At 49.2% G+C, this 25,765-nt stretch carries 24 protein-coding genes and 1 tRNA gene; 12 read left to right on the top strand and 13 right to left on the bottom strand.

The features are described from left to right. Positions 1-119 precede the first annotated feature (119 nt). Positions 120-1,250 carry an N-acetyltransferase family protein gene (locus AC01YT_RS02115; RefSeq protein ID WP_476672572.1) on the top strand — a complete coding sequence of 377 codons (1,131 nt, stop codon included), beginning with the start codon at positions 120-122 and terminating at the stop codon, positions 1,248-1,250. Here the strand turns inward: AC01YT_RS02115 and AC01YT_RS02110 are convergent. Further along, on the bottom strand, positions 1,232-2,587 hold the full coding sequence (locus tag AC01YT_RS02110; RefSeq protein ID WP_476672571.1) for an ArnT family glycosyltransferase: 1,356 nt from the start codon (positions 2,585-2,587) through the stop codon (positions 1,232-1,234). The two genes, AC01YT_RS02115 and AC01YT_RS02110, sit on opposite strands and share 19 nt — an antisense overlap. 59 nt (positions 2,588-2,646) lie before the next feature. Between AC01YT_RS02110 and AC01YT_RS02105 the strand changes: the two genes are divergently transcribed. Next, a complete protein-coding gene (locus tag AC01YT_RS02105) occupies positions 2,647-4,209 on the top strand; it encodes an ArnT family glycosyltransferase (RefSeq protein ID WP_476672570.1) in 1,563 nt (520 codons plus the stop codon). On the opposite strand, the gene AC01YT_RS02100 is transcribed toward AC01YT_RS02105, so the two are convergent. After that, positions 4,206-4,994 (bottom strand): carbon-nitrogen family hydrolase, encoded by a 789-nt coding sequence (locus AC01YT_RS02100; RefSeq protein WP_476672569.1) that lies wholly within the window; start codon positions 4,992-4,994, stop codon positions 4,206-4,208. The genes AC01YT_RS02105 and AC01YT_RS02100 overlap by 4 nt on opposite strands. Positions 4,995-5,056: 62 nt before the next feature. On the opposite strand from AC01YT_RS02100, the gene AC01YT_RS02095 reads away from it, so the two are divergent. The 5 genes from AC01YT_RS02095 to AC01YT_RS02075 all read left to right on the top strand — a co-directional run bounded on the left by AC01YT_RS02095 (position 5,057) and on the right by AC01YT_RS02075 (position 10,905). Further along, a complete protein-coding gene (locus AC01YT_RS02095) occupies positions 5,057-6,310 on the top strand; it encodes a hypothetical protein (protein WP_476672568.1) in 1,254 nt (417 codons plus the stop codon). A 9-nt stretch (positions 6,311-6,319) separates the two neighbouring features. Further along, on the top strand, positions 6,320-7,948 hold the full coding sequence (locus AC01YT_RS02090; RefSeq protein ID WP_476672567.1) for a hypothetical protein: 1,629 nt from the start codon (positions 6,320-6,322) through the stop codon (positions 7,946-7,948). Between the two features lie 105 nt (positions 7,949-8,053). Then, positions 8,054-9,115, top strand: a complete 1,062-nt coding sequence (locus tag AC01YT_RS02085; protein WP_476672566.1) for a sensor histidine kinase — start codon at positions 8,054-8,056, stop codon at positions 9,113-9,115. Positions 9,116-9,162: 47 nt separating this feature from the next. Continuing rightward, complete coding sequence (locus tag AC01YT_RS02080; protein ID WP_315623889.1) at positions 9,163-10,332, top strand: 6-phosphofructokinase; 1,170 nt, start codon at positions 9,163-9,165, stop codon at positions 10,330-10,332. 24 nt (positions 10,333-10,356) lie between these two features. After that, the gene (locus AC01YT_RS02075) at positions 10,357-10,905 is read left to right on the top strand and encodes an NUDIX hydrolase (protein ID WP_476672565.1); all 549 of its coding nucleotides are present in this window, start codon (positions 10,357-10,359) and stop codon (positions 10,903-10,905) included. Between the two features lie 4 nt (positions 10,906-10,909). Here the strand turns inward: AC01YT_RS02075 and rsmD are convergent, their stop codons facing one another. The 6 genes from rsmD to AC01YT_RS02045 are packed head-to-tail and all read right to left on the bottom strand — an operon-like array spanning position 10,910 to position 16,623. Then, positions 10,910-11,497: a 16S rRNA (guanine(966)-N(2))-methyltransferase RsmD gene (gene rsmD / locus AC01YT_RS02070; RefSeq protein ID WP_476672564.1), complete on the bottom strand. Its 588-nt coding sequence runs from the start codon at positions 11,495-11,497 to the stop codon at positions 10,910-10,912. A 16-nt stretch (positions 11,498-11,513) separates the two neighbouring features. Further along, on the bottom strand, positions 11,514-12,506 hold the full coding sequence (locus AC01YT_RS02065; protein WP_476672563.1) for a uroporphyrinogen decarboxylase family protein: 993 nt from the start codon (positions 12,504-12,506) through the stop codon (positions 11,514-11,516). Continuing rightward, positions 12,490-13,725 (bottom strand): magnesium chelatase ATPase subunit I, encoded by a 1,236-nt coding sequence (locus AC01YT_RS02060; RefSeq protein ID WP_476672562.1) that lies wholly within the window; start codon positions 13,723-13,725, stop codon positions 12,490-12,492. Before AC01YT_RS02060 ends, AC01YT_RS02065 begins: the two co-directional genes overlap by 17 nt. Before the next feature lie 9 nt (positions 13,726-13,734). Beyond that, positions 13,735-14,142 carry a GtrA family protein gene (locus tag AC01YT_RS02055; protein ID WP_476672561.1) on the bottom strand — a complete coding sequence of 136 codons (408 nt, stop codon included), beginning with the start codon at positions 14,140-14,142 and terminating at the stop codon, positions 13,735-13,737. A 53-nt stretch (positions 14,143-14,195) separates the two neighbouring features. After that, the gene (locus tag AC01YT_RS02050) at positions 14,196-15,152 is read right to left on the bottom strand and encodes a UDP-glucuronic acid decarboxylase family protein (protein ID WP_476672560.1); all 957 of its coding nucleotides are present in this window, start codon (positions 15,150-15,152) and stop codon (positions 14,196-14,198) included. Between the two features lie 22 nt (positions 15,153-15,174). Then, positions 15,175-16,623 (bottom strand): G5 domain-containing protein, encoded by a 1,449-nt coding sequence (locus AC01YT_RS02045; RefSeq protein WP_476672559.1) that lies wholly within the window; start codon positions 16,621-16,623, stop codon positions 15,175-15,177. A 163-nt stretch (positions 16,624-16,786) separates the two neighbouring features. Between AC01YT_RS02045 and scpB the strand changes: the two genes are divergently transcribed. Together scpB and AC01YT_RS02035 are read left to right on the top strand one after the other, a co-directional pair. Continuing rightward, complete coding sequence (gene scpB / locus AC01YT_RS02040) at positions 16,787-17,344, top strand: SMC-Scp complex subunit ScpB (RefSeq protein ID WP_476672558.1); 558 nt, start codon at positions 16,787-16,789, stop codon at positions 17,342-17,344. Positions 17,345-17,363: 19 nt separating this feature from the next. Beyond that, a complete protein-coding gene (locus AC01YT_RS02035; RefSeq protein ID WP_476672557.1) occupies positions 17,364-18,140 on the top strand; it encodes a pseudouridine synthase in 777 nt (258 codons plus the stop codon). Positions 18,141-18,143: 3 nt separating this feature from the next. Here AC01YT_RS02035 and AC01YT_RS02030 read toward each other — a convergent pair whose 3' ends face one another. Together AC01YT_RS02030 and plsX are read right to left on the bottom strand one after the other, a co-directional pair. Continuing rightward, complete coding sequence (locus AC01YT_RS02030; protein ID WP_476672556.1) at positions 18,144-18,857, bottom strand: hypothetical protein; 714 nt, start codon at positions 18,855-18,857, stop codon at positions 18,144-18,146. 8 nt (positions 18,858-18,865) lie between these two features. After that, positions 18,866-19,891, bottom strand: coding sequence for a phosphate acyltransferase PlsX (plsX, locus tag AC01YT_RS02025; protein WP_476672555.1), 1,026 nt, complete (start codon positions 19,889-19,891; stop codon positions 18,866-18,868). A 95-nt stretch (positions 19,892-19,986) separates the two neighbouring features. Here plsX and AC01YT_RS02020 point away from each other — a divergent pair. Next, a tRNA-Leu gene (locus tag AC01YT_RS02020) sits at positions 19,987-20,068 on the top strand. Positions 20,069-20,097: 29 nt separating this feature from the next. Here the strand turns inward: AC01YT_RS02020 and AC01YT_RS02015 are convergent. From AC01YT_RS02015 to AC01YT_RS02005, 3 genes are read right to left on the bottom strand one after another with little or no spacing between them, the layout of a single operon-like run. Next, positions 20,098-21,060, bottom strand: a complete 963-nt coding sequence (locus AC01YT_RS02015) for a polyprenyl synthetase family protein (protein WP_476672663.1) — start codon at positions 21,058-21,060, stop codon at positions 20,098-20,100. A gap of 5 nt (positions 21,061-21,065) precedes the next feature. Next, positions 21,066-21,899, bottom strand: a complete 834-nt coding sequence (locus tag AC01YT_RS02010; protein ID WP_476672554.1) for a TatD family hydrolase — start codon at positions 21,897-21,899, stop codon at positions 21,066-21,068. Next, positions 21,883-23,304, bottom strand: coding sequence for a phosphoglucomutase/phosphomannomutase family protein (locus tag AC01YT_RS02005; RefSeq protein ID WP_476672553.1), 1,422 nt, complete (start codon positions 23,302-23,304; stop codon positions 21,883-21,885). The genes AC01YT_RS02010 and AC01YT_RS02005 overlap by 17 nt, the downstream gene beginning before the upstream one ends. 211 nt (positions 23,305-23,515) lie before the next feature. On the opposite strand from AC01YT_RS02005, the gene AC01YT_RS02000 reads away from it, so the two are divergent. Both AC01YT_RS02000 and AC01YT_RS01995 read left to right on the top strand, forming a co-directional pair. After that, complete coding sequence (locus tag AC01YT_RS02000) at positions 23,516-24,730, top strand: aminotransferase class V-fold PLP-dependent enzyme (protein ID WP_476672552.1); 1,215 nt, start codon at positions 23,516-23,518, stop codon at positions 24,728-24,730. Positions 24,731-24,732: 2 nt separating this feature from the next. Beyond that, positions 24,733-25,671, top strand: coding sequence for a DsbA family protein (locus tag AC01YT_RS01995; protein WP_476672551.1), 939 nt, complete (start codon positions 24,733-24,735; stop codon positions 25,669-25,671). Positions 25,672-25,765 lie beyond the last annotated feature (94 nt).

The raw sequence follows: 25,765 nt of genomic DNA, 5'->3' as shown, positions 1-25,765 counted from the left end.
TTATAACCAGAAAGCCTTGTAAAGGATCTTGGGTTATAACAATATGAGACCCTCTTGTCATTATTAAAAATGAGGGTATACTGAAAACCATCTCATCCTTTATACCCAAGCGAGGTCTTATGGCGATCCAAGTTGAATTGTTGGATACGGCGAACAAGGCTCAAGTTGAGGCATTTGTGCGCTTTCCCTTTAAGATCTACAAAGATTGCCCACAATGGGTACCGCCAATTTTGAGCGATATTCGGCTCATGCTTAACCGCAACAAGCATCCGTTTTATGAGCACTCGGATGCGGATTTCTTTGTGGCCAAGCGCGATGGGGAAATTGTGGGGCGTATTGCTGTGATGGAAAATCGCCCCTATAACCAGTATCATGGCACCCAGCAGGCTCAGTTCTATCTCTTTGAGACGATTGAAGATCTGGAGGTGGCACGGGCTCTGTTTGAACGAGCCTACGAGTGGGCACGCCAACGCGGTCTGAACGAAATTGTTGGGCCAAAGGGATTCAGCCCGTTCGATGGGTATGGGATTCTGGTCGAAGGGTTCGAACACCGTCAGATGATGACCATGATGAATTACAACCCACCCTATTACCCGCAATTCATGGAGGCTTTGGGATTTCAAAAAGAGGTGGACTTTGTCTCGTGCTACTTGCATCGAACTAATTTTGTCTTGCCCGAAAAGGTAAAAGAGGTAGCCAAAAGGGTTCAGGAGCGGGGGTATTTTGAAGTTAAGAGTTTTGAGACGAAGAGCGAACTACGCCAGTGGGCTAAAAAAATCGGTAAAGCCTATAACGAAACTTTTATCAACAATTGGGAGTATTATCCACTGACCGAGCGGGAGATTGATTTTGTCGTAGATACGCTTATCACCGTAGCCAATCCTCGTTTGATCAAAATTATCCTAAGCAAGGATAAAGTGGTTGGCTTTTTATTTGGTTTCCCAGATGTATCCGAGGCTTTACAGCGTGCCCGTGGCCGACTAACTCCATGGGCTATCGTGGATTTGCTGTTAGAATTGCGGCGAACCAAGTGGATATCGTTGAACGGGGCAGGGGTATTACCCGAATATCATGGGCGTGGTGGCAATGCGCTGCTCTATGCTGAAATGCAGAAAACGGTTCTTGATTTTGGGTTTGAGCATGCTGAACTGACTCAGGTAGCCGAGTCGGCAGTGCAAATGCGAAAGGATCTCATTACGATCGGAGGTAAAGCGTACAAGAATCATCGGGTTTACTTCCGCCATATTTGATCAGAGGCGCGATAAAGAATCTCAATTAGGCTGTCCAAGCCCAATGTGGCCCACAAGACGAAATACGGGATCAACGGGATGTAGTACCGTTGGAACGTAAGCGGTAGCCAGCCAAGAATAAAGGCGCTTTGGAGGAGTGTGCCTCCGATCAAAACCAGGAGGGGCTTACGCGCGGAGGGGAGGGTATGGTGTTGCCTTAGGGGGAACGAAAATATTCCCAGCGTGGTCAGAGTGAGCAAAAACCCTCCCCCTAACAATCCCCTTAGGGTATGGTGGATTGGAGAGGCCAGGTAACGCTGATAGGATGTTTCTAGAACCTCGGCGTAGTTGGCGGCTTCGCTGGTTTGGGGTGGGGCAAAAAAGACCTGAAGCAGAAGGTTGCGCATCCGATCCGGAAATGACGTTGCAACCAGCAGAGGATTTACGTTGGTAAAGTCGGTGATTTGGGCGGAAAGCAGGCGCTCGCGGGCCGCGAGTGCTTCTTTTAGTGTTTGGAAGGGATATTTCCAAAGCACGGGGTTTAGCGCTAGGCTGAGTAGAATGAAGGTAATCGAAACAATTGCTGTTATCCTTAATCGAGGTTTGAGTGGGTTGTCTTGGGGTTTTTGAAACCATAAAACCACTATGGCAAGTATTAATAAGGGGAGCGTGGTGTATTTTGCATTGAAGGCCAGTCCCGCGCTCAATCCAATTAACCAAGGATTGACTTTAGGTTGGCTTAGAAGCCATAATGTGAAAGTGCTCCATGCTAATAAGGGGCCTTCTGCCATGGCGCGGCGTGTATGGAGTAGAACCAGAGCATTGCTGCTCAATAACGCAAAAGCGATCCAAGCGCTGCGGTATCCCCCAAGGTCTTTTCCTAATTTCCAAATGCTAAAAAGTGATAATGGTAACAGCAGTGTGATTCCCAAGCGAGCAACAAATAGGCTATCAGGTGTTGGTAACGCACCTGTGAGGATGTTTTTCGCCCAATCCTCGCTCCAATTCCAATCGTGAACGGGGGCGGGATTTTGAGTTAATGTAAGCCAGAAGCCGAGCCAAAGTCGTGTGAAGGGAGGGTCGAGGAGACGATACGCAACGCGATCAATGATAGGTACACCAGGTTGCCAGGCGAGATCCCATGGGTTGCGCAATTGGATAGGCAAATCTTGACTCATGTAAAGCTGAGTGCTTTCATCGGGGTGAAAAGGCACTTCAGGAATTCCAAGCGTATAAAATAAAGTGACTAGGGCGATGGCAAAAAATAAGGCTATGGCTTCCAAGTGAGTTTGCACCCATAATCTAATGGGATTTACCCAATTCCGAGGTTGAGGATTAGGTGGTGGTAAAGCCGTCATTGTTTCACAACCAGAGGCAAAAAATATATTGGTTCAGCTGGGCAGGTGGAGTGGTCTTATTGAGTATACTGCTAAAAGCATTCCTTCTTTTTCAGAATGCGTTTCCTTTCAATGCCGATGAGGCAGTGGTTGGTTTGATGGCACGCCACATCTTGCAGGGTGCCCGCCCGGTGTTTTTTTATGGGCAGGCTTATATGGGGAGTTTGGATGCCTGGTTAGTAGCATTGGGGTTTAGCGTGTTTGGTGAGCAGGTTGCGATTATTCGTTTGGTTCAAGTCCTGCTCTATGCGATAACAGTTTTAAGCACAATTATCTTGGGGTGGATGATCTGGAATAACTGGCGGATTGGGATCCTAGCCGGTTTATTTCTTGCTATCCCAAATGTAAATGTTACCCTTTACACTACCGTGAGCCTTGGGGGATACGGTGAAGCATTGCTTATTGGTAATTTTATATTCATTACGCTAATATATATCCTGCGTAAGATGCAAAATTCTCGCTATGCAACGAAGTCTGTTGGAGGATTATGGGTTCTTCTTGGCTTCTGGGTCGGCTTAGGGTTATGGGTGCATGGCATTACTCTGGTCTATAGTGTACCTGCGATGGTAACACTTTTCTGGTTCTCTAGACAAAGAAAATGGGGCATGATATGGGTCTTGAATCTGGGGGTGGGTTTCATTTTAGGGGCGTTGCCTTGGTGGTATTACGCACTTATCCATGGATGGAAACCTTTAGTAGATGAATTGTTAGGCAGTGCGGTGGCTGTGGAAAGCGGGCCTTGGTTGACACGTGTCATACAACATGCACTTAATCTGGCCGTATTAGGCACAACGGTAATTTTGGGGTTCCGACCACCGTGGGCGGTACAGTGGCTCGTTTTGCCATTAATGCCTATGGTGTTAAGTTTTTGGCTATTGGTCGTTTGGGATGGCATTCGGCGCTGGCGAGGAGACAAAAAGATTACACCATCTCGTCTGCTCTTGATAGGGTTAGTGTTCACATTAGTGATAGGATTTCTGTTTACCCCATTCGGCGTGGATCCCTCAGGCCGTTATTTCTTGCCTTTGTTTTTACCCATGGCCTATGGTGCAGCACGATGGGTTTACAGTCTACGTCGAAAACTTTTAGGTATTGCCTGGGCTGGGCTGGTTCTTGTGTATCATCTCTGGGGGACGTTGGCGTGTGCAGCAGTGAACCCGCCCGGAATTACGACCCAATTTTACGCACCTGCACAAATAGATCAGCGTTATCTGGTTGACCTTGTGGCGTTTCTTGAGCAAACCGGAGAAACGCGCGGGTATTCTAATTACTGGGTGGCCTACCCCCTGGCCTTTGTTTCTAAAGAACGGCTGATTTTTAGCCCAAGATTACCCTATCATCCTGATCTCCGCTATACAACGCGGGATGATCGTTATCCGGTTTATACTTCTATGGTCGAAAGAAGCGATCGTGTTGCCTACATCACTACTCACAATCCTGCGTTGGATGAGTATTTAAAGCAAGCGTTTTTGCGTTTGGGGGTTAAATATCGGGAAGTGAAAATTGGGGATTATCATGTGTATTATCACCTTTCCAGGCCCGTACATCCTCGAGAAATTGGTTTGGGTGAGACGAGGTATTAATTCTCTGGGTAATGATGTACATGCCGATCGCGCAAGACCGGGAAGTTGGTGCGGATGTCATAAATGCTTTCCAGAGAGACTGTTGTCTGGACAAAATCTTCATCATTGATGCTTCCGCGGGCTAGGATCTCACCCCATGGGGATAGGATCAGACTCCCCCCTCCATTTGTTACTTTTCCAGATAAGCCGACAGCGTTGCATGCTGCAATGAGGGCCTGGTTTTCGATAGCGCGAGCGCGCAGCAAGATTTCCCAATGGTCCATACGGGATGTTGGCCACTGAGCCACAAGGAAAAACGAATCGGCATCTTGATCAAGATAGGTGCGGAAGAGTTCGGGAAAACGCAGGTCGTAACATATGGCTAATCCACCGGTCAACCCAGCAATTTGGGCTGTAACTGGTTTTTGACCAGGTGAGAAGTATTTATCTTCATTCAAGGGCGCGAAGAGATGGATTTTATGGTATTGACCGATAATCTGTCCTGAGGGAGCAATGAGGATAAAGGTGTTATAATAATGACCCTCCTTAAGGGTGATATAAGACCCACCAATAAAAAATCCGTTTTCTTGAGCCTGTCGGCTTAACTCAGACATCAACTCCAGATTTTGTTGGGCATATAGAGATTGGTTTTTTAAGTCGTAACCGCTACTCCAAAGTTCTGGAAAAAGTACGACTCGAGCGTGGCTTTTGCGTGCTTCCTTGAGGAATTCCAACGCTTTGAGATAGTTCTTCTCCAAATGGCCTTGAAAAATATTCATCTGGGCTAAGGCAATCGTCAGTTCCATCTTTCCCTCACGTTATAATTAGTTCGTCGGTCATTCCAAGGAATCATAAGGATATAACTACCTTGAAACGATCTGGTTTTTGGGTTTATGTCATTGGGTTAGTTGTCCTAATCGGATGCTTGGGTTTGCTTTTAGTGGTTAATCTTCGTTTATCTCAGATTTCTCGCTTAGGAACCGATTTCCTTTGGGGGTGGCAATCCGCACGTTTACTCCTTCAGCAGGGCGTAAGTCCTTATACGCCGAACGCGGTCAAACAAATTAATCAAACGGCAACTGATCTGGGGCTAGAGGTTAATGATGGTGGGTTTAATGCACCTCTGTATACTTTGATTTTATACTTCCCGCTGGCAATCGTAAAGGATTTTGCTTTAGCGCATGCTATTAGCATGATCCTATCTGAGTTATCTCTTGGTTGGGCGATTTATTTGGGGTTACGAATGACCACATGGCGTCCAAAGGCATGGGTTATTGGCCTATTGATTATGGTTGGATTAATAGGGTATCCAGGTGCGCTGGCAGTCCTGGGCGGCAGTGTGGTTCCGGCGGTATTGCTGATGGTCACCCTAGTCCTATGGGCTATCCGTACCCGTCACGATGAATTAGCGGGTGTGGCGTTGGGATTAGCGACTGTACGACCTCATATCGTTGGGATTTTTATTGGCGTGTTGGTATTGTGGGCGATTTTGAACCGAAGGGGATTGATTGTGTTATGGTTCTTCATTACTCTAGCGCTTTTGAGCCTCTTTTTTGCCCTTTTTCTGCCTTCGTGGCCCCTACAGTATTTAGCGATGATCATAAATCACCAACGTCCCTTATTGGGCCAAACGATTGGTGAGGCTTTGGGAGTGTTTTTTCCTGGTGTCGGGGCTCGCTTGGGCCAGGCTGCGAGCGTTTTTGCGGGTGTGTTATTATTGATTGAGTTAATCCTAAACCGTCGTTCTGGTGTGCGTGCTTTTTTATGGATTGGGGCATTGAGTCTGACCGTTACGGCGTGGTTCGGTGTGCGGTTCCAACCGCAAGATATGGTTCTCTTTTTTCCAGCGTTGATCCTGGCGGGCAGTTTATGGGTGGAGAGGTGGCGGCATTGGGGTTTGGGGGTGGCTTTAATGGCGATGGTCGGATTAAGCATTGGGTCTTGGGGGTTAATGTCTTGGCGCCTGACAGAAAGGCCCTCTGAGCAGAACCTGGCATTGCTGGTGCTGCTCGTTCCTTTAGTCGTCGGGGGATTATTATATTGGGTGCGTTGGTGGGCTATTCACCCTCCTAGTGTGTGGTTGGAGCTTATCCAGCGGGAAGACATTGAACCTGTGGATTAGAGGGGGCGGATGAAGCGTGTCCATTTCTTTATCTTGGGCCTTATAGGAACCGGAATCGCGGCTATGATGCTATGGACGCAGCCGGTAGCAGCCGTCATGGATAGTGATTATTATTATGCGCTTGGTCAGCAGATTTTCTGGGGTCGAGGGGGGGAACAACCTTTTATCTGGAACTACCTGGCGGATCCGAAAAGCGTACCAATGCCCTCGTTTGATTATTGGATGCCGCTACCGGCAGCTGTAGCAGCGATAGGGATGTGGTTAATCGGAACCCCTGCCTTATGGGCGGCGCGATTACCCTTTGTTGCCCTCCATGGTGTAAACGTTGTTCTGGTTGCTTATTGGGTATTTCGAAAAACTGGGCAAAGGTTATTGGCCTGGTTGGGTGGGTTGGCGGTGTCTTTTCCCATCTTTTATGCTGGTTTTATCACCTTTCCTGAATCTTTTACCCCGATCGTAACGTTGGGTACTTCGTATTTTATCCTTGTGTTTGGGGCTGAGCGTATTTGGGGAGAGAGAGCAGAATTTCTGCGTTCGCTTAGTGTTGGCGTCTTATGTGGCCTGTTTCACCTCTCTCGAGCCGATGGGGTGGTCTGGTTGCTAGCCAGCATATTTCTCCAAGTAGGCATGGTGCTTAACCTGGTGATATCCAAACAGGTGAACGGTATCTCCACAAAAATGCGTGTAGCCATTCTAAATATCTTGGTTATGGGTGTAGGTTACGGCCTTACGATTACACCGTGGCTTTGGCACAACCTACAGGCGTTTGGCACGTTGTTGCAACCGGGCTCAGGACGGGTGTTGTGGTTGCGAGAGTACAACGAATTATTTTACTATCCAGCCTCGCAACTGACCTTTGAGCATTGGATTGAGCAAGGGTGGGGTGCGATCATAAGAGATCGTCTTTGGGCGTTGGGGCAGAATCTGCTTACTGCCATTGCTGTTCAAGGGCAAGTGGTTTTCTTCCCTCTTATCATATGGGGCATAGTGAAGACGTGGCCCCGCTTCGAGACACGCTTTGGACTTGGGATGTGGCTTGTGATGGGGTTGATTTTTACGCTGGTTTTTCCCTTTGCGGGTGTTAGAGGGGGATTTTTTCACTCGGGTGCCGCTCTCCAACCCTTCCTTTGGGTATTGGGTTGGCAAGGATTTCAAGCCCTGATCGAGTGGGGCACACAACACCGGCGGTGGCAACCAAAGGTTAGTCAGGGCTTTTTGGGAGTCGGGATTCTGTTGATAGTTTTTATAGCATCGGCTGTCATTTACATCCGACGGTACATTGGGGATAAGGACAGGCCTCCGGCGTGGCAGATGACGCAGGATAGGTATCTGGCCATCAATCACAAACTGTCAGATTGGGGATTCTCTGCCGAATCTTCACTGGGAGCTGTCAATAACCCACCTACGTTTTTTGTCTTTACCCATCGTTCCAGCATCGTTATCCCCGGCGGTGATGTTTCCCAATTGTTGGCGGCGATGTGTCGCTACCAGGCTGATTATGTGGTATTGGAGCCTGATCAAATTAACCTTAATACGTTGTATGCAAACCCAACAAGCATTGAGGCTTTAAGATATTTAGAAACTGTGCAGGGTGCGCATATTTTAGCGCTGAAAGATGCCGAAAAAACCTGCCGCTAATTTTTAGGAGCAAGCATAGACAATTGTGCTATACTTACGCTTGATTAGCGCCCCTTTTTACTAAAGAATCGAAAATGATTTCGCTAATTGACGTGGAGTTGAAGCATGGTGATTCAAGCAACCGACGAGTCAAATGCGTGGGAATCGTTTGTGGATTTTGTTGCCTCTGAACTCGAAACATCGCGACGTGCCTATGATGAAGTCACCCAGATGATTGAGCGCAGTCAAGTGGAATTAACACGATTGACGCAACGGAACGCTAATATTAATGCGCATTTACAGCAACTCCACACTCAGTTTGAATCGGTGCCCAGGAGCGATATTCGGGTGGTTTATGACTCGGCTCTGGATGCCCAGCGAAGGCTTCTGGTAATGCGTAGTCAGGTTGAAAAGTTGCAGAGCGATCAGGTGCATTTGGAAAAGTATATTAACCTCTTAGAAAGGGTGCAGAACTTTTTGACCGAAGGTTCGCTAGCAGGGGGTAAACGAGGGGGAAACAGCGGCATGGCTATGCTAGAAAAACTCATTGATGCTCAGGAAACCGAACGGCAGAAACTATCACGGCAAATGCATGATGGTCCAGCTCAAGACCTTTCTAATTTTATTGTGCAAGCCGAAATTGCGTCACGCCTCTTTGATTTAGATCCGCTAAAGGCTCGAGAGGAATTGGAAAATCTAAAGAACGCAGCCATGGCGACTTTTCAAAAGGTGCGCCTATTTATTGCTGGGTTGCGTCCAATGATGTTAGATGATTTGGGACTTTTTATCACTGTGCAACGGTATGGGGAAACATTTAGCAGCGAAACCGGCGCTGAGGTTAACGTGATCACACGCGGTGCTCAGCAACGCTTTGTGCCTTATGCTGAGGTTATGATTTTCCGCGCCATCCAGGAACTCATGAACAATGCATACCGCCATAATCAAGATACATTACGGAAACTCTCGATTGAAGTCTTCTTGGAGGTGGGTGATCAATTCGTGCGGGTTGTGGTTCGGGATGATGGTAAGGGTTTTGACCTCCATCAACTTCAAGAAAGCAGCGGCCTGGGATTGCGCTTGATCCGTGAGCGTGTCGAGATGCTTGGCGGCACAGTGGATATTGACACGGCGCCAGGGCAGGGCTGCCGCGTAACCTTGCAAATCCCCCTGAGTAACATTACACTCTAGGGATTGACTGACACCATAATCGAATTCTTTCACGGGAGGATCTGCTTATGACACTGACGATTGGGATCTTAACCGGTGGTGGGGATGTGCCCGGGTTGAATCCCTGCATCAAATCGGTGGTGATGGGGGCATTGGAACTGGGCTATCGCGTTATTGGCATTCGCCGGGGGTGGGCTGGCTTACTTCATTACAACCCGGACGAGCCCTCTACGCGTGATTATTACATTCGTGAACTGCACGCCGAAGATGTGCGCACCATAGATCGAACTGGGGGAACCGTGCTTCACACATCACGCACTAACCCGCAGCGTGTTTCTCCCAAGGATACACCGGACTTCTTGAAGAATTCAAAGTGGGGGAAACCTATCCCTGAGGAAGGGAAAACTGATTACACCGACTATGTTCTCAACGTGCTAGGTCATCTGGGAATTGATGTACTTGTGCCAATCGGTGGAGATGATACGCTCTCGTTTGCGGTGCGTCTACACCGTGAGGGCTTTCCGGTGGTAGCCATTCCTAAGACCATGGACAACGATGTTTTTGGAACGGATTACTGTATTGGTTTTTCCACAGCAGTTACCCGTAGTGTGGAATTTATCACGAACATGCGCACCTCAGTGGGCTCCCATGAACGGATTGGCGTGGTGGAACTGTTCGGGCGCTATTGTGGTGAAACATGTTTGATCAGTGGTTATCTGGCTTATGTGGATCGGGCAGTCATCCCTGAAGTGCCGTTTGATATTCAAAAGTTATGCGATTTCTTGATGTACGATAAACGCAACAACCCTTCAAATTACGCCATTATGACCATCTCAGAGGGTGCAATTATGGAAGGGGGAGAAATGTTTGTAACTGGTGAGGCTGACGCATATGGTCATCGCAAATTAGGGGGAATCGGGATGCTTGTGAGTGAGGAAATCAAGCGGCGCACCGGTCAAAATACGATGTATCAACAATTGGGGTACCTGATGCGTTCTGGGGCACCAGATTCCCTGGATCGGATGGTAGCAATGTCCTTTGGTAACCTTGCCATCCAATTGATTCGGCGCAAAGAGACCGGCAAGATGGTCGCCTTACACGGCGGTAAATACACAACCGTACCGGTGGAGATTGTAATGGCCGGTCGTAAGCGTGTGGATGTGCCTTCCTACTACGATATTGAAACTTATCGCCCGCGGGTTAAGGATTTTATGGGCGTTCCAATGTTTTTGAGTTAAGAATTAGAGAAGAGGCCCTGACCAATGCCAGGGCCTCAATTTAGAATTTGGATTGGAACTTCTGCCATGGGACGAGAAGAACAAGGCGTTTTTAGGGACCGATACACCATTATTCCTCGCACCCTCATTTTTATTACCCATAATGACAAAGTGCTCCTCTTAAAAGGAGCACCACAAAAGCGGCTCTGGGCTGGACTTTATAACGGTATCGGCGGACACGTTGAGCAGGGTGAAGGAATTTTGGCTGCTGCCAAGAGGGAAGTTCAAGAGGAAACGGGACTGGAGGTTGCTAACTTACGGTTATGCGGTGTGATTATGATTGATACGGGTGAAATGATCGGAATCGGGCTTTATGTCTTTCGCGGGGACTATGTAGGGGGGGAAGTGAGGTCATCTCCAGAAGGAAATGCCGAATGGATTGCCCAGAATGACGTCAGTAGATTGCCGCTGGTATCTGATTTGTATGTCTTGTTACCCCGTGTCTTGAGGCATCAGGAGGATGAGACCCCCTTTGTGGCGCGTTATTACTATGATGACCAGGATCGTCTCCAGGTGGAGTTTGAGACCTCTTAACCTTCTATTTTGAAGTGGCGATTGCCTCTTGAGAAGGTTTGAAACGGTAGAAAATCAATTGGGTTGATCCATAATGACGCCGATCTTCTTCGGCAAAATGTCGTAATGAGAGGGGCTTATATTCATTGGGGTCTATTTGAACGATAATTGTGCCGGTAGGAGAGAGCCAGGTGGGGTTTGCGTCCAACACCGAGAGGGCCTTCTCCCATAAGCCCTTATACTGAGGTGGAGCCACAAAGATAAAATCAAAAGCGCGGGTGGGAGGACGGCGCAGAAAAACAAAGGCGTCCATGTGTAATATTTCTGCCCCTTGCTCTAAATGGGTAAGGCGCAGGTTTTCCTTAATGGTTGAGATAGCCTGACGACTTGCATCTATAAAGCACACATAGGATGCCCCCCGGCTCAATGCTTCCAAACCTACGCTACCCGTTCCAGCAAATAGGTCCAAGAAGGTTGATCCCTCGATCTCAGGTCCGAGGATATTAAATAGGGCTTCTTTCACCCGATCGGTGATCGGGCGGGTTCCACTACCCGGAACGCTGCGGAGACGAATTCCCCCGGATTTACCACCGATAATGCGTGGAGGTGTCATATGAATTCTTTATGCCCTATACCAAGTTCGTCGCTTGGCAGGCCGCTAAGATATTCCCATGTGGGGTAATGATGGGCAAGACACAACCGGTACCCAAGATAAATCGTTTTCTTTGGGTCTCTTGAATGGCTTGGCGCGCTTCGCGTTGCACATCCTCCGGATTACCCAATGCCATTGTACTCCATTGGGAAAGCCCACCGCAGACAGCAGCAGAAACCCGGGTAAGGGCTTCGTGCAGGGATGGCATAGTTTGCCGATCGTGCCAATTCAGAATTTGTACCGGATAATCTTGAATCATGGAGAACATAATATGCTCACCGTGAATATGCCCCACATTTAGCCAGAAATCATGCGCTGCATCTAAAATTTTGAGATCATACGCTCGACCGAATTCGCTGAATTCTAACGGAGAAAGCACATCATAGCGAGCATGCTGGACTGCATAAAAAATTCCATCAATACCAAGTTTCTTCAGTGCACCCACAAAAGCGAGGGTGGATTCAGTGATTCTCTGTAGGCCGGCATGGAGGGCGTCAGGTGCGGTACGTAAATGTAGAATAAGGCGTTCTTCACCGGCCAGATTTTTGGCTTGGGCCAAGGGGGAAAAGATGGTCTGAAGAATCGGCGCCTGCTCTGCAAAGTGGTGCTTCAAAGTACGAAGGGTGATCAGCATGTCGCCTAATGCACCCTGATAAGGGTTTAGAGGGGGTAATTTTAGCCAATCCTCAGGATGGGCAACAGGATGATGGAGATAAGTACGAGTACCTTCAGGATCTCCCTTCCACTGATCCGTGATACCCCAATCGCGGAGACAGTAAGATGAGGCAGGGGTCACCTTTATAAAATCGAAATCGTACGTACTTTGAAATTGGACGATGGCCTTGGCCAGACGCTCAGGGTGCTGGTCATCTACTGGAAAGTGTCGCCACAGGGCGATGGGAATGCGGTCAACATCTTCGCCAGCCAGGCAGCGTTCTAGGCGTGTGTAGTGATTAAGAGCGGGGGGCATCTTTATCCTCCTGAGCGGGGGCTACCGATAAATTAGGCTCCACTTGAGAGGAAAAGAGTTGCAAAATTTCCTCATCCTCATTGCTTTGATTTTCGAGGTATTTTTCCATAAAGATTGAGCGGCGCATACGCAAAGCCATGGGAGCAACTTGGCGAATATCTTCAAGGGTGACTTCGGTGCGATTATCAGCGGCAGTGTAGGCACGGGCGGCTTCAAGTAACGTGATCTCTGCACGCAATGAATCAATCCTAAGGCGCTGGATGAGTCCGATGGCTTCCAAGGCAATTTGATCTGAAATTTGTACCGACGGTAATAAGCGGCGGGCCATAGTGATTTCTTCACGCATCAACGCAGTCTCTTCAGCATAGTGAGCCACAGTCGCGCGAGGGTTTACCCGATAAAACTGAGTGCGTCGGTAGGCTTCGAGCCGTTGGTGTGGATCTTTCAGACCATGGACAAGGACACGCAACCCAAATCGGTCAAGGATCTGGGGGCGTAAGTTGCCCTCTTCGGGATTCATAGATCCGATGAGGACAAAACGGGCACGATACGTGGCTGAAAGTTGACCTCTACGCACCGTGTAGGTACCGCTTGAGGCTGCATCCAGAATGGCGTCTACGATTTCATCCGGGAGAAGATTGACTTCGTCAACATACAGGATATTTCGATCCGCCTGAGCAAGAATGCCTCGCTTGAGGCGGAACCGTTCATGAGCAACGGCGCGCTCATCCAGCCCTCCTACCACGTCTTCAAGGCGGGCGTTTAGGGGCAGTTCGATTAACTTGACGCGATCCTTTACTGTGAGTGGGCGCCCCTCAGCATATTTGCGCGCACAATCAGGACAAACAGCATCCATGCCCCCAGTCTCAATGTCCTCGGGTAGACACCCGTAAAAACAGGCGCTGCGTTCAGTTTCAGGAAGTAGATCTAACAGGCTGCGCACTGCCGTGGTTTTGCCGGTACCGCGAGGGCCGATTAACAGAACACCACCAATGGCGGGATTAATGAGGTTAAGGCACAACGCCAGGCGCATTTCAAATTGGCCTACAATGGCTAAAAAGGGGAAAGGCAAAGGTTCGGCAAGACCTGCGTCCTCTTGGGGAAGAATGTCTTTGAGGGCTCGTCCAGAGACAATATCAATTAATTCCCGCAAGGAACGCGGTTGTGGGGCATTGGTGGAGGATGTATCGGGGTTAGTCGTGAGAGGTGAGTCGCTCATTGGTTGAACTTAAACATCATTATACGTCCAATAACGATTAGCAAAGAAGTTCCATAGCATAACAACGCCAATGACAATAGCAAGCGCAACATTATGAGCCACAATAATAGGGGAGAGGATGGCCCATTTCCACCATGCCTGGAAAAAGCGGATCAGTATTGGCTCAAGAAAAGCAAAAAGGGGGGTGCGGATGAACAGGCCTATGGTGCTAACCAATAAAAACTGTGCGCCTTGTTGGGCCAGGGGTTTGCTCCGGGAATCGGGATAGGTCCAATAACGATTCCAAACGAAATTGCTCGTTACGGCGGCAATAAAAGAAATGACACTTGCCCATACGGCATTTTGACGAAAGAAGGCAGAAGCCTGGGTCAAAGCATTAAACAGCCCAAAGTCAATCACTGCGCCAATGGTTCCCACGACTGCAAAGCGCAGGAAGCGCCCCAGTTCTTTAGTATCGGTGAAAATGGCGATTAGAGCCCCATTTTTTGACGGAAATACGGTATGGTCAGTCGTATGCCCTCCTCTAAACTTGTTTGGGGTTCCCATCCCAAGATGGTGCGGGCGCGTGTGATATCCGGTTGGCGGCGTTGAGGATCATCCCCAAGACGGCTCCCCGGCTTGAAGACGACCCCAGCTTTGTTGCCGGTTAGGCGGTTGATCACTTCGGCAAATTCCAAAATTGTGATTTCCTGCGGGTTACCCAGATTTACGGGGTAGTGCTCATCTGAAAGTAAGAGGCGATAAATTCCCTCAATTAGGTCATCCACATAGCAAAAGCTACGGGTTTGTGAACCATCTCCGTAGATAGTTAAAGGCTCTCCGCGCAGGGCTTGTTGGATAAAGTTAGGCACCACACGGCCATCATCAAGACGCATCCGTGGGCCATAGGTGTTAAAAATGCGAACGATGCGGGTATCCAACCCATGATAACGGTGATAGGCCATGGTCAGTGCCTCGGCGAAGCGCTTGGCTTCGTCATAGACCGAGCGCACTCCAATGGGATCTACATGCCCCCAATAGGTTTCTTTTTGGGGATGTTCAAGGGGGTTACCGTAAATTTCGCTGGTCGAGGCAAGCAAATACCGCGCGTTATGCGCCCGCGCAACCCCTAACGTGTTGTGCGTCCCTAATGCACCGGCTTTCATGGTTTGAATGGGGAGGTTGGTGTAGCCGTAAGGGGAATTAGGGTTGGGACTGGCCGGTGAGGCAAAATGGAGCACAGCGTCCACTTTACCGGGCACAAAGATGAAGTTGGACACATCATGGCGAATAAAAAGAAAGCGCGGGTTTCCAGCCAGGTGGGCGAGATTATCAGGACTGCCGGTAATGAAGTTATCCATACCGATAACTTCGTGGCCTTGAGACAGTAGATAATCACAGAGATGTGATCCTAAAAAACCTGCCGCGCCAGTAACTAAAACTCGCATAAATCTTTCTCCTTGGACATGATCACTTCCAGTCTATACGACGGATGAGTCCGTCACTTGTAATCTGGCGGACTTGCCCAGATGGCACTTCAACTAGCCAGAGGTTGCCCTGATAAATTACCCCAATCCATCGTGGTGAGGAAGAGGGCGACCAAACTGGTCGTTGAGGTTCCAAGCCGATTGAACCCTCAGGCGGGAAAAGGATGCGTTGATCTGAGCCATCTCGGTCCATGAGGACTAAACGGTAACGACTGGTTTCACTTTGGGTGGGGAACAATGCCTGAAGATAGGCGACCCACTGTGGAAATGGTTGAGGGTCGGGCTGGGGGGTGGGGTTGGCAAACATACCGGCATTTTTAACCACATCCACCATCAGGTCAGAATCAAGTGAAAGCGCACTCAATGAGAAAAACAGTGGGTCAGATTCGCTATTAGTTGGGGTAAATAGGAAATGCCCATCTGCAGACCAGGCTATCGCAGGAACCCATGCCCAGTTTCCTCCGGTTTCCAGAGGCTGGAGAAAGAAGCGTGGTTCGAAAACCTGTTCTTTGAGATTTACCAAGCCGACCGAGTCGGGACGAGCATAGGCCAAAGCGTTTCCATTAGGCGACCAGGCGTAGGTTGTTCCCCACCAGCCGTAAATTCCCCCAGCATTTGTCTCTATTATTTTTTCGTTTTTCAGAATTCTCCCCTCAGGGGAAAAGCTTAGGCGGTAGAGATCATTATTGGCTTGCCACCCTGGCGGGGCGTTGCGGGGTTCGACGGTAGAGTAGGTGATAGTCAACGACGTGCTGGGCACCCATTCGGCATAATGCACAACATTACTGACCTTAAGATTAATTGGCTGGGGATGCTCTTTCGTCAGGTTTACCACCCAGAGAGAATTGATTTCATTTGTAGTGCTACTCTGTCGGGTATAGAGCAACCATTTTCCATCCGGTGATAGGGTAAAAATGCGTCCATCTAGATCGCCAGTTGTAACGATGGGATAGCGGTTGGCGCTGTTCTCGCGGATCAGCCAGGCATTCCCGCCGGCCAGGTAAACCAAGGATCCAGGTAATTCCAAAGGGGTAACGGGTGATTGTACACCAACCATAACGATTTCAGGCCGTGGTTCGCGGATGGTTTCAACCTTAAAGACCGTTCGCGCGACCTCTTTACCGTTTTCCAGTAAACGGCGATAGGTAATTTGCTGTAAGCCATTTTCGCCGGGTTGAACTAGTCGGGTTTCTCCCTCGGGGAGCGACTCGTTTCTGACCATTTGTCGTTCAAAGGGAACGACCACCTCTTCAGTCTCAAAAACTTCTTTAACGCGTATAATAGTAATTCTTGAATCACGATTTAACACAGTGAATGTGGGCGGATCCGTGCGATCCAGTACCTCTAATGAAAGGTTTAGACGATCAAGCACGGCTTGAACGGTGGTGCCCACGGGCACATTAGTCTGGTAGCGTTGTTCGTTATCTTCCACAGTAATATTTATCTCTTGGTGAGACGGAAGGAAAACCGTGCACGCACTTAATATCGGTTGCCACAAGACAGTGACTATGAGGCTGATGAGTTTCAGGAATCGAAAGGTTGTACTCATGAAGTCCGTGAGAGGCACACATTTTTAAGGCGGTTTCAATTATAGCATGCAGTCAGGCGAACTCAGTGCGTCTTCACTTCCTCTTGAAAGCATCCTCGAAGCCTTGATCTTTGTCGCTCCGGCGCCGGTTTCCGTTGCCCAATTGGCGACGGTGGTTGGAACGGATGAGGAAACCGTTATAGCCGCCCTTTCGCGATTGCAAGAAGGTTACCAACAGCGAGGGTTGCGTTTGCGCTTACATCAGGGCCGTTATGAACTCACCACAGCCCCTGAGGTTTCTGTTTACGTTGAGCGGTTATTGGGTTTGGAGGTGGGGGCAAAGTTAAGTAAGGCAGCATTGGAGACTCTAGCCATTATTGCTTACCGCCAGCCGATCACTCGGGCCGGGATTGAGGCTATCCGCGGGGTGAATAGTGATTCGGTTGTGCGCAGTCTATTGGCTAAGGGGTTGATTGAAGAACGAGGACGGGCTGACTTGCCGGGACGTCCACTTCTCTACGGCACTACGTCTGATTTTCTGGCTTATTTTGGTCTCGAATCATTGGAACAACTACCACCGATTGAAGAAACTGAAGGGCAAGATCAATCATTGTTAAAGGATTAAAATTGTTAAAGGATTAAAAATGGCAGAAGAACGGTTGCAAAAAATTCTTGCGCGCGCCGGCTTGGGATCACGGCGTGAAGCAGAAACCTTAATTGCTCAGGGACGGGTTAAGGTGAATGGGGTCACGGCAACACTAGGGATGAAAGCCGATCCGGAGCGCGACCAGATCACCGTAGATGGGCATCCGATACCCAGGCCGGTCTCTCAGTTTACCTATATCATCCTCAATAAACCCCAGGATGTGCTTTCAGATCATGCGCTTCATGAAAAACGCCGCACCGTTTATGATCTGGTGCCTTTTCCGGGACATTTATTTGTAGTTGGTCGTTTGGATTACGACAGCGAGGGATTGATCCTCCTTACCAATGATGGTGAATTGGCTAATCGTCTCACTCATCCTCGCTATGGGAAGGAAAAAGAGTATCGGGTCTTAGTGGTAAAGCGTCCAGATGAAGAGCAACTCGAGGCCTGGCGTCATGGGGTGGTGTTACCGGATGGACGGCGGGCGGCGCCGGCCGAGGTGACCTTGGAAGGTGTGGTGCGTGAGGGGGCTTGGTTGCGCGTGGTTATGTGCGAGGGGCGTAAACGCGAAATCCGCGAAATTGGGCGGACGATTGGGTTGCCGGTTAAGCGGCTAATTCGCACCCGCATTGGGCCGATTGAATTGGGCAAATTAAAACCCGGCGAATGGCGCCATCTAACTTCAGAAGAGGTGCAACGTTTACGCGCTTATGCGATGAGCGATTCGCCGGGGTCGGTGTCTAAACGTCCGCGACGCGTTAAGACTCGAGGCTAGGCTCTAGCTTCCTTCCCATTTCTCATTGGGCAGCGCCTGTTGCAAGGCTTGAATAATGGACGCAGGTGCTGGATTCTCCTTGGCTTGGCGGCGCATGAAGTCTTTTAATTTGGCTAAAGGCACAGCCGGGATCGGCGATTCTTCAATTTCCAGCACGGCTTTGGGATTGGTAAAAACCAAGACGGCTTGGGGGGTTGGAATAGGATTGGTAGCCTCTCCTAAGGTCTTCTTGAGAAATTTGGTTAAATCCTCGATGGCATAACTGGCTTCTAAGTCGGGTCGTCCGATGTTTTCCTGTCCAAAGATTTTGAGGTAAATATTGCCACCCTTTTGGCGAAAGCGGCGCTTGTTGGCATCATAGGTGATTGTTCCGGCAACAGTGACCGGAATTAGTGCCCAGATGCCCGCCGGTCCAATAAGCATATGAGGAATTCCTGAGACATAATGATAAACCGCGAATTTATCTTCTAAGCCTTTCAGGGCGTTGGTAAGGAGTTCATCCGGTCGTGGAGAGCGCCCCCAGCGGTTTCCGAAATAAATTCCGGCCTGGGAAAGCACAAACCCGATAATCAATGCCGTAAGGCTTAAAGTGTATCGTTCGGGATGGACAAAAGAAATATAGAGCCCAAAACCGAGGACGACTAATGCAATTATGGTGGCTATTTGACCAATGCGACGGTTGCGTTGAATCAGGCGTGTATTTCGGATGACCTTCATGGTTAACCTCATGGATTATCGGAGATGGTGTTTTCAACGGCGGAAAGTTTTTCCCGAATTGCTTCTCGGATGTTACTCAGTAGGTTGGCTTGGATGGCCTCATGGGCAACGTGCAGAGCGTTCATGATTGCACGGGCATCCGAGCGGCCGTGGCCGACAAAGACCAAGCCGTCAATGCCCAACAGGGGAGCCGCACCGATTTCCGAAGGATCAAGCATTTGGCGAATTTGGGCGAAGGCGGGCTTGGCTAAAAGGGCGCCCAGTTTGGTACGCCAGGATGCCATAAGCGATTCGCGTAAAACGTCAGTGATCAATTTAGCCACGGCTTCACTGGATTTGAGCATGATATTACCCGTGAAACCGTCCGTGACCACGACATCGGCATCACCGTTGAACACTTCTTTGCCCTCGACATTGCCGATAAAATTCAGGCCACTCTTTTCTAATAGGGGGTAGGTCTCCTTTACCAGTTGATTCCCTTTGCCAGGTTCTTCACCGTTGGAAAGTAATCCAACGCGAGGGTTGTGTTTGTGGAGGACTTTCTCGGCGTAAACACTGCCCATAATGGCGAATTGAAGTAGAAACTCAGGTCGGCAATCGGCATTGGCACCAATATCTAAAACGATGGCGTGACCACCGCGAACCGGAAACATGGCGGTTAAAGCAGGACGGGCCACGCCGGGGATACGTCCAAGGATACGCAATGCATTAAACATGACGCCGCCAGTATTTCCGGCGCTAACAAATGCCTCGGCATCACCCTTTTTGACCAGTTCTAGCCCAATGGCCATTGAATTACGCGGTTTCAATCGGGCGCCTTCAACCGGTTTTTCGCCCATTTCTAAAACATCAGGCGCATGTTCGATCCGCACTGATAAACCTCGGGTGTTAAGGGCTCGCAATTGGGGTTCCAGGCGAGATTGGTCACCCACGAGGATGATTTCGAGGCCCCACGTTTCGGCAGCCCATAAAGCCCCCTGGATTTCCGGCTCGGGGTAACGGTCACTTCCCATAGCATCAAGTGCGATTGTCATAATTACTCCTTCTTCGGAATAGATTAGGGTGGGTAGAGGCTAACATTGGCTTGACATTAATACCTAGTGAATTATATAATAAGCCGCGGATAAATGCGCTGGTGCTGGAATTGGCAGACAGGCATGGTTGAGGGCCATGTGCCGAAAGGCGTGCGGGTTCAACTCCCGCCCAGCGCACAATCAGGAACCCACCGTGATGGTGGGTTCTACGTTTTGCGCTGCGTGACGAACCAGGTTAGTTCTTCCAAATACTGTTGTTCTGGGCTGTTTGGGAGGGTACGAAGGTCGTCCAGCGCATTTTTTATAAATCGTTGAGCTTCCTGATGTGCATCCTCAATGGCGTCACTGTGGCGGAGACGTTCAATAAACGCCAAGATGTCTGCATTGTTTTGCAAACACTTACCCTGAAGAATCATCTGAGAGAAAGGATCTTCGGGATGTGTGTGCAAAAACCGAATGACCGGCAGGGTTATGATTCCTTGTCGCAAGTCACTACCAATGGGTTTGCCAAGTTGGGTCTCGTCGCCGGTGAGATCAAGGATATCGTCAATGATTTGAAATGCCATACCTAATTCGCGTCCAAAGTGACGCAATCGCATGATCAAATCGCTATCTGTGGTGCTGATCATAGCGGCACACCCGGTTGAGGCCTCAAACAGCGAAGCCGTCTTGGCATAAATACGTTGGTAATAGTTTTCTAAGGTGCTGATACATGGGGGATTGAACATTTGGCTGATTTCACCATTGACGATGATGGTCAGGGTTTCGGCAAAGAGGCGCATTACGGGGATGGAATTCGTTTCGGCAGCAAGTTTTGCGGCTCGGGCAAAGAGGAAATCACCGGTGAGGACGGTTGCACCCGGTGACCATCGGGCGTTAAGGGTGGGAATGCCGCGGCGGAGCAGTGCTCCATCAATTAGGTCATCATGAACCAGCGTGGCAGTGTGTAACAATTCAATTGAAGCCGCCAAGGTAATGAGTTGGGGCTCAGGGGCTCCGAGCATGCGCCCAACCAACAACGTCAAGGTCGGGCGAATCCGTTTGCCTCCTGATTTGAGAAGGTGCTCTAGCGCGGCTTGTAAGTCGGGATGATAGCCCTCGGCCTGAGCGCGAATTAGATCTTCTACCTGATGAATTTGATCCAGTACTGGGACAAAGAAAGAAATCATGGCGCTCAATGCGAACTCCAAGAAGATGGCAGATTAAAAAGACGAATGGCGTTCATGCTGGTTATGTTGGCTAAGGTGGGCAGAGGAATATTAGAGAGGGACGAGATCTTCTCGGCGATAAGAGGGATGTAGGTGGGCTCGTTTCGTTTTCCACGATGGGGAACGGGGGTTAGATAAGGTGAATCGGTTTCGAGTACCACATGGTCCCAAGGTAAAAGTTGAAGCAGGGATTGGGTACGTTCAAGAGAGCGATATGTGATTGCACCGGCTAACCCTATATAAAAACCGTGTTGCGTGATCCAGGTGAGTTCCTCGGAGCCGCCCTCGAAAGCGTGAAAGACGCCTCGCGGTCCTTGGGTTGGGGTGTTTGGGGATTCTGTACCTTGAAGCCACGCCTCTAAAATAATTTGAAGATCATAAAACGAATTTCGTTGGTGCAGAATAACCGGAAGGTTGCGCTCTGCAGCAAGTTCCAATTGGGCTATTAAAGCGGCCTTTTGCAATTCAGGTGGCGCATAATCCCGATAGTAATCCAACCCAATTTCTCCAATAGCAACAACTTTGGGGTGCGAAGAAAGGGCCCGCAGTTCTTGGAGTGAGGTGTTTTCCCACCGGGTTGCATAGTTGGGATGTATACCCACTGCCGCAAATACACTGGGATAGCGCTCACTTAATTCGATGGCAGCCCGACTGGTTTCGAGATCAATTCCGGGTACCACGTATCCCATTACCCCTTGGCGTTGGGCGCGTGAAAGCACCTCAGGTAGTTCGTCGCGAAAGGGCTCCATATAGAGGTGACAATGGGTATCTACCCAGAAGGTCTCAGGCAAGTCCGGCAATGCGTAATCCATCCTGCAATATAGGTTGAACCCGATCGGGATGCGTGGTTTCGCAATATACGCGAATGATGGGCTCCGTGCCCGAGAAACGGATCAACATCCAGCCACCATCCTCTAACAAGAATTTGTAACCATCCAGTGTATTCAGCCCAACGACCTTGAGCCCCCCGATGGTTTGGGGATTGGCGTTGAGGATCATAGCCTCGCGTGTTTTGCGGTCGCCGCTGAACTGCTTGTCAACGCGGTCATAATAATGGGGGCCTACTTTACTGAAAAGAAGTTCCAAAAGTTGTGAGGGTTTTCGATTGAGGCGCACCATCATGTCCAAGAAGTAAAGCCCGGCCAAAATGCCGTCCCGTTCCGGTACATTACCGCGAAAAGCATAACCGCCGGATTCTTCACCACCGATAAGCGCATTGGTTTCTAAGAACTTGGGTGCTACATACTTGAACCCCACGCCAGTTTCATAGACTGGGACACCATAGATTTCCCCTAATTTTTCAAGCATGCTGGTGGTGGACAGGGTTTTAATGATCGGCCCGCGTTCGCCACGGACTTCAAGCAAGTAGAATGCTAATAAGCCATACACTTGAAGTTGATTGACGAAACGACCGTTCTCATCACCAATGCCGACGCGGTCAGCGTCTCCATCGGTAACGACGAGGACATCAGCACCTTGTTCGACGGTTGTACGTAGCCCAACATCAATGTTAGGCGGGATCGGTTCGGGGCGCTTCATTTCGGGAAAGATGGGGTTACGGATGTTATGAATTTCGACAATCTGAGTTTTTCCTCCACTGAGCAGACGAGGGAACCAACCTGCGCCATTGCCCCACATAGCATCAACTACGATTTTCAACCCGGCATCGCGGATGGGTTGCATATCAATTAGGGTGTGAAGGTGATCAATGTAAGCCAGTGCCGGATCAAAGCGCACTAATCGCCCTTGCAATTCAGCCTCAGCTGCGGGTATTCGTTGAACAGCGTTCATCTCGTCAGGAATGGCGCTTTCGATCTGTTTAAGGCCCTCTGGGTCAATGGCGCCACCGCTGGAATCGCGTACTTTAAAGCCGTTGTCGGTAGGTGGATTATGAGAAGCCGTGATATTAATGGCGCCGACAGCCTTGCGGTCAATTACGGCATAAGAAATAACCGGGGTGGGGGTGGCTTTATCGGTGAGATAAACCCGAAATCCGTTGCCGCATAAAACTTCAGCGGCAGCCTGGGCAAAATTCTCAGAGTGGAAGCGCTTATCATAACCCACTACTACCCACTCATCATGATACCCTTTGCTTCGAAGATAATGTGCAAAGCCCTGAGCACACCGGCGCACATTATCAAATGTGTAGTTCTCGGCAATCACGCCGCGCCATCCGTCGGTGCCGAATACGATTTTATAACTCATGGCGTCCTCCCCGTTGCAGCCGAATGTGATAATCCTAACAAAAGTAGCCTTATTATATCAAGGGAAACATCAATCTGGCGTGGTTCGAAGAGGGTTTATTCTAGACCTTAGACAGTTGAGATGGTGCAGGCATTCACAATCTGACTTATAATTGGGAACGTGTTTTAGAGATGTTGGATTGGAGTGGTTAAAGCCCGTAGGAGGAAGGGGTATGGACTTGGCGAAGGTGAGGGCTGATTTTCCGAGTTTACAAGGCCAGAATGGCCGCAAGGCTGTCATTTATTTTGATAATGCCTGTCAGACATTGCGACCACGCCAGGTCATTGAAGCCATTAATCGCTACTATCATGATTTTCCGGCCTGCAGCGGACGGAGCATGCACCGCATGGCGGCTGAAGTAACTCGCGAGGTGGATCAGGCGCGAGAAAAGACGGCCAAATTTTTGAATGCTGGGCGGAAAGAAGAAATCATCTTTACCCGCAATACTACTGAGGGGGTAAATTTATTAGCCTCGGCATTGAACTGGAGGCCGGGCGACGTTATCCTGGTAACCGATAAAGAACATAACTCGAATCTCATCCCATGGCAAATGGTAGCTAAACGGTGGGGTGTGGTTCTGCGGGTTGTTCGAACTCGCGATGACAACACCTTTGATTGGGATAATTTTGAACATGCGTTTAAAGACGGCGCGGTAAAATTGGTAGCCATGGGATACACCTCTAATCTAGATGGAGTTACTCTCCCCGCAACCGATATTATCAAGTATGCACACCGTCGGGGGGCTCTGGTATTCCTGGATGCAGCACAGACTGTGCCACATCAACGGGTGAATGTGCGTGCATTGGACGTTGATTTTCTGGCATTTTCGGGCCATAAGATGCTCGGCCCTTCAGGAACGGGTGTGCTCTATGGCAAGTATCGTCTTTTAGAGCAGTTGGAGCCCTTTTTGGTCGGTGGTGATACCGTTTCTACATCTACTTTCAACTCCTGTCAATTTTTACCTCCACCTGAAAAGTTTGAGGCTGGCTTACAGGATTATGCCGGTATCATGGGTTTGGCGGCTGCCGTGCAATACCTGAGTCAAATTGGTTTTGACACGATTGAAAAACAGGAAAGACTACTCAATGAATACCTGACTAAAGCACTCAGCGAGATCCCAGGCCTCAAAATTATTGGTCCGGCGGATCCACGCCTCAGGGGTGGAATTGTTTCTTTCTACATCGAGGGGATTGATCACCACCGCATCGCACTAATGCTTGATCAGATGGCGAATATCGCCGTACGATCGGGGCAACACTGTGTGCATTCTTGGTTCAATTCGCGAGGTGTATCGGGATCGGTACGCGCTTCGGTGTATTTCTATAATACCCTGGAAGAGGCCCAACAATTTGTGGAAGCCTTGATCAAAATTCGGAAGGTGTTATAGCCATGTTCTGTGTCATCGCGTTTATCGTATTGTCTATTTTGGGGATATTCAGCGCCTCCAATCGCCAATTGGCACGCGAGGCCTTGGATTGTGTGCTGCGCCGGGTGACTCTGCGCCCCTGTACGACCGGCTTTGACGAAAAGATGAAGGCGAAAATTTTGGGTTATGTGATAACACGTTCTGAGGCTGGGGCGCGCTTTCTTAATCGTTACTTTGAACCTCTCTCCTGGGCGTTTTTCTTCCTCCTGATTGGAAGCACTTTTTTTGCAGTCCGAGGTTTCTATCTCTTCTACACGACCGGTAGTTGTAACGGATTGAATCAATCGGGGTTTTGTGTCTTCGATCCAACGGGACAAAATACCCAGTTTTCTACCGTAGATGAGAGTTGCCCCGTAGTGCCAGGAGGAAGCACAACATTAACTCTCGAAGGGATAGATATTAGTGGTTTTCCTAAGATTAGTGGTGCAAGCGCTGAGCCAATTGTGTTTATTGGCTCGTATGGATGTGATTACTCGCGCAAAGCCTATCCCCTGCTGCGCCGCCTGGTTCAAAAATATGGGGTGGAACTGATTTTCCTCTACTATCCGGTCAAAGAACACAGCGATTATTTGGCCAAAATAGGCTACTGTGCTTACCAACAGGATCAAGCCAAATTTTGGAATTTAACCGACCGTCTTTTTACCACGGAAAAGGGGCACCTTGAGGATGAAGCGTTTATCAAAGATCTATTGAGCGAAGTCGGTTTTAATGCTCAGTCAGTGCAATTTTGTGCCAAAAGTCCTCAAACCGAGTGGGCAGTTAAGCGCCAATTGGCAGAAGTGCGTAAAACGAATTTTTATGGTACACCCACCGTTTTCATCCGGGGAAAGGCGTTTGTAGGACCTAAGCCTTACCGAGTCTATGCCATTGCTCTGGAAGGCTTGTTATACTGGTTGAAATAGCCATAAGAACGCCTAAAAACCTAATGCAATGGGTAAGTGGATCGGAGTGGTTGATTATTACTCCGGGATGCCTTATAATCTTCGCCAGACAATT

The organism is Thermanaerothrix sp., assembly GCF_056331585.1.
This window is presented reverse-complemented; position numbering and strand designations above follow the sequence as displayed.

Bases quoted from the DNA above. Each gene is read 5' to 3' on its own strand.
- AC01YT_RS02115 (WP_476672572.1), top strand. From the start codon at position 120: ATGGCGATCCAAGTTGAATTGTTGGATACGGCGAACAAGGCTCAAGTT.
- AC01YT_RS02110 (WP_476672571.1), bottom strand. From the start codon at position 2,587: ATGACGGCTTTACCACCACCTAATCCTCAACCTCGGAATTGGGTAAAT.
- AC01YT_RS02100 (WP_476672569.1), bottom strand. From the start codon at position 4,994: ATGGAACTGACGATTGCCTTAGCCCAGATGAATATTTTTCAAGGCCAT.
- AC01YT_RS02090 (WP_476672567.1), top strand. From the start codon at position 6,320: ATGAAGCGTGTCCATTTCTTTATCTTGGGCCTTATAGGAACCGGAATC.
- AC01YT_RS02085 (WP_476672566.1), top strand. From the start codon at position 8,054: ATGGTGATTCAAGCAACCGACGAGTCAAATGCGTGGGAATCGTTTGTG.
- AC01YT_RS02080 (WP_315623889.1), top strand. From the start codon at position 9,163: ATGACACTGACGATTGGGATCTTAACCGGTGGTGGGGATGTGCCCGGG.
- AC01YT_RS02075 (WP_476672565.1), top strand. From the start codon at position 10,357: ATGCCAGGGCCTCAATTTAGAATTTGGATTGGAACTTCTGCCATGGGA.
- rsmD (WP_476672564.1), bottom strand. From the start codon at position 11,497: ATGACACCTCCACGCATTATCGGTGGTAAATCCGGGGGAATTCGTCTC.
- AC01YT_RS02065 (WP_476672563.1), bottom strand. From the start codon at position 12,506: ATGCCCCCCGCTCTTAATCACTACACACGCCTAGAACGCTGCCTGGCT.
- AC01YT_RS02060 (WP_476672562.1), bottom strand. From the start codon at position 13,725: ATGAGCGACTCACCTCTCACGACTAACCCCGATACATCCTCCACCAAT.
- AC01YT_RS02050 (WP_476672560.1), bottom strand. From the start codon at position 15,152: ATGCGAGTTTTAGTTACTGGCGCGGCAGGTTTTTTAGGATCACATCTC.
- scpB (WP_476672558.1), top strand. From the start codon at position 16,787: ATGCAGTCAGGCGAACTCAGTGCGTCTTCACTTCCTCTTGAAAGCATC.
- AC01YT_RS02035 (WP_476672557.1), top strand. From the start codon at position 17,364: ATGGCAGAAGAACGGTTGCAAAAAATTCTTGCGCGCGCCGGCTTGGGA.
- AC01YT_RS02030 (WP_476672556.1), bottom strand. From the start codon at position 18,857: ATGAAGGTCATCCGAAATACACGCCTGATTCAACGCAACCGTCGCATT.
- plsX (WP_476672555.1), bottom strand. From the start codon at position 19,891: ATGACAATCGCACTTGATGCTATGGGAAGTGACCGTTACCCCGAGCCG.
- AC01YT_RS02015 (WP_476672663.1), bottom strand. From the start codon at position 21,060: ATGATTTCTTTCTTTGTCCCAGTACTGGATCAAATTCATCAGGTAGAA.
- AC01YT_RS02005 (WP_476672553.1), bottom strand. From the start codon at position 23,304: ATGAGTTATAAAATCGTATTCGGCACCGACGGATGGCGCGGCGTGATT.
- AC01YT_RS02000 (WP_476672552.1), top strand. From the start codon at position 23,516: ATGGACTTGGCGAAGGTGAGGGCTGATTTTCCGAGTTTACAAGGCCAG.
- AC01YT_RS01995 (WP_476672551.1), top strand. From the start codon at position 24,733: ATGTTCTGTGTCATCGCGTTTATCGTATTGTCTATTTTGGGGATATTC.